The 2824-nt window shown below is 56.4% G+C and carries 2 protein-coding genes; both read left to right on the top strand.

What is annotated here, in order from left to right; all coding sequences use genetic code 11:
* The first annotated feature begins 458 nt into the window (after positions 1 to 458).
* Positions 459 to 1616 carry an HlyD family secretion protein gene (locus I6F28_RS36925; protein WP_225143906.1) on the top strand — a complete coding sequence of 386 codons (1158 nt, stop codon included), beginning with the start codon at positions 459 to 461 and terminating at the stop codon, positions 1614 to 1616.
* Positions 1616 to 2824: glycosyltransferase family 2 protein (locus I6F28_RS36920; protein ID WP_225143904.1), on the top strand; the 1209-nt coding region annotated here is incomplete at its 3' end. The genes I6F28_RS36925 and I6F28_RS36920, both read left to right, overlap by 1 nt.

Below are 2824 nucleotides of genomic sequence, written 5' to 3'. Positions count from 1 at the left end.
TCGGCTGTGGCCTTTTGACGCAATGACACGAGCTGCCACATGGAGTCGGTCTCAATAGCACGTCACAAAAACTGCCCTCAATGTGGCTCTGCATTGGTCCACCTCGAGTGGCATGAACGCATCGGTGCGCGGGGGGTCCAAGATCTCTGGCGCTGCTGGAACTGCAGGAATGAATTCATGACCGTTTGCACTTCTGACGATACGGATCCTCCTGCCGCTGAGATCACGAAGCTCTTCTTTACCAGCCTGTTAGTCTGATCATGACGCCTGACCCGCTAACACTTGCATCCGAGCGGACTTGGCAATCCAAAGCAGGGCGGAGGGTCGCTTAGGCGAAAACGATTGGACCGTAGGCTGCTCAGTAATACGCTGCGCGACCCTCCCGTCATAAATGCAGTTGGAATGTCCTTATGAGGCTCGTACGTGCAATCGTCGGCTTGGCCCTGTCGGCAGTGGGATTGTACGTTATTATCGGTGAGCACTTCGCTGGAACATCGGCGGACGCTACACTCAATGCTCGGCTCTACATCGTTCGCGCCCCAATCGAAGGAAAGGTAACGCTTGCCGTAAAGAGCATCGGCGCGCGCATTAGTCCCGGCGAGCTCATAGCAGAAATCAACGACCAACGCTTCGATACCGCGAGGCTTCTTGAGCTTGATCGCGATCGCACGAACCAGCAGATCGAGCTCAACCGTCTCGTTGGCCAGCGAGAGGCCTTGTCCGCATCCAGGTCTCGCTTCGATGTTCAATCAACTGATTACCAGCGCGGAAGGGTTCGGCAGATTGAGGCTCGAATTGCCGAAACGAAAGCAGCTCAAGACGCTGCGGCCACACGCCTTCGTCAAGCGGACGCAGAATGCAAGCGAGCAAACGAACTGAGCACGCGTGGTGTACAGACGGCGGCGAATTTGGATCGCGCTCGTGCAACTTACGACGTCGCGCAGCAAGAACTGGAGAGTGCGCAGCAGCGAGTGAAATATTTGGAGACGGAACTTACGTCCGCTCGCGAGGGCGTCTTCATCGGGGAGTCCTATAACGACGCTCCCTCCTCGGCCCAACGTATCCGAGAGCTCGAGCAGCGGTTGGCCGAGCTAAATGTCGACAAGGAGCAGGTGAAAGCACGTATTGTACAGCTCGACCGGCAAGTCGATGCCGAGCGTCTTCGTGTCAATAATCTGAGCTTCGCTACCCTTAATGCCAGCGTCGTTGGTCTGGTCTGGGACATACTAATAGACGATGGCCAATACGCGCGGCGCGGCCAGGATCTCGTCAAGATCGTAGACTGCAGTACCCAGATTGTCACCGCGGGCGTCAGCGAATCTCTCTACGACGGTCTCTCGGTGGGAACGGCCGCGCAATTTCGGTTGTTTCGAGATGATCGTATTTTCAATGGAACCATAACCCGCCTTGGCGGATCCGGTGCGGCCTCGCTCTACACCAATTTTGCTGTGGGTCCAAGTGCGCAACATCTCCAGCGCTTTGATGTCACAGTGACAGTTCCAGACCTTGCAGGAGAGGCAGATCTCGGCTGCGCGATTGGACGTACTGGACGCGTCATCTTCACAGCTGGCCCAATCGCACAATTCCGTCGCTTTATAACGCGGTACGGACTCTGATGATTCTGCTGTCGCCACTCGTTGCTGCCTTCGCAGGCGCCGCCTTCATAATTGGGCTCTGCCTTACCGTCTTTCCGTTTCTCAATCCGATGAAGTGGTATTGGCGCGCTCTGCTCCTGGGGACGGCTGCCGTACTGTCTTGGCGTTATATGGCTTGGCGCTTCACCGAAACGCTGGCGCCCCTCGACTGGACTGCGGACGCGCTGTTCAGTTGGGCATTCGCCATCCTCGAAGCTCTGACGATGCTTTCCTCTACCATCGCGTTTTTCATACTGTCGCGGGTGAAAGAGCGGTCGGCAGAAGCAGACCGGTACTCCGAATGGTGGCTGCCTGGAGAAGCGCCGCGTGTGGACGTCTTTATCACGACTTACAACGAGCCGTCGGAAGTGCTCGAGCGCACGATCATTGGCGCGGCGCAAATCCGCTATCCACGGCTTCGGATTTTTATCCTCGACGACGGCGCCAGGAATTGGGTGCGGCAACTTTGCGAGCTGCACGAAATCGGATATCTCGCACGCTCGGATAAGGAGCACGCTAAAGCGGGAAACGTTAACCATGCACTTCGCGCGTGCGCCCGCGATCCAGCCCCCCCGGTCTTTGTCGCTGTACTTGACGCAGATTTCGTTCCCCATGCGGACTTCATCGAGCGGACGCTAGCGTTGTTTCACGAGCCAAGCGTCGCACTCGTGCAAACCCCGCAGCACTTCTTCAATCCTGATCCGATCCAACATAACCTTGGAATAAGCACCGCATATCCGGATGAACAACGTCATTTCTTTGACAACGTCGAGCCAGCGCGGGACGCTTGGGGGATTGCCATCTGCTGTGGGACATCATCCGTAATGCGGGTACCGGCCGTCGAGCAGATTGGCTGGATTCCAACACAAAGCGTAACCGAGGACTTCCTACTCACCCTCAAGCTTGCGGAAAACGGCTGGCAAACTGTGTACCTTAACGAGCCATTGACTGAAGGTTTGGCTCCCGAAGGACTGAAAGAGTATATTACTCAGCGTGGACGGTGGTGCCTCGGCTTGATGCAAATTGTCCGCAACTCATACAGCCCCTTTGGCATGCGCAGCCTTGGTCTGATGCATCGAATCGGGATCCTCGATTCATTGCTCTACTGGCTCAGCACTTTTCCCTTCAGGCTTGCCAGCCTGATTTGCCCACTGTTGTACTGGTGGTTCGGCATCACCATCGTGAACGCG

The sequence above is a fragment of the Bradyrhizobium sp. NBAIM14 genome (assembly GCF_020193895.1).
GTDB lineage: Bacteria > Pseudomonadota > Alphaproteobacteria > Rhizobiales > Xanthobacteraceae > Bradyrhizobium > Bradyrhizobium yuanmingense.
This window is presented reverse-complemented; position numbering and strand designations above follow the sequence as displayed.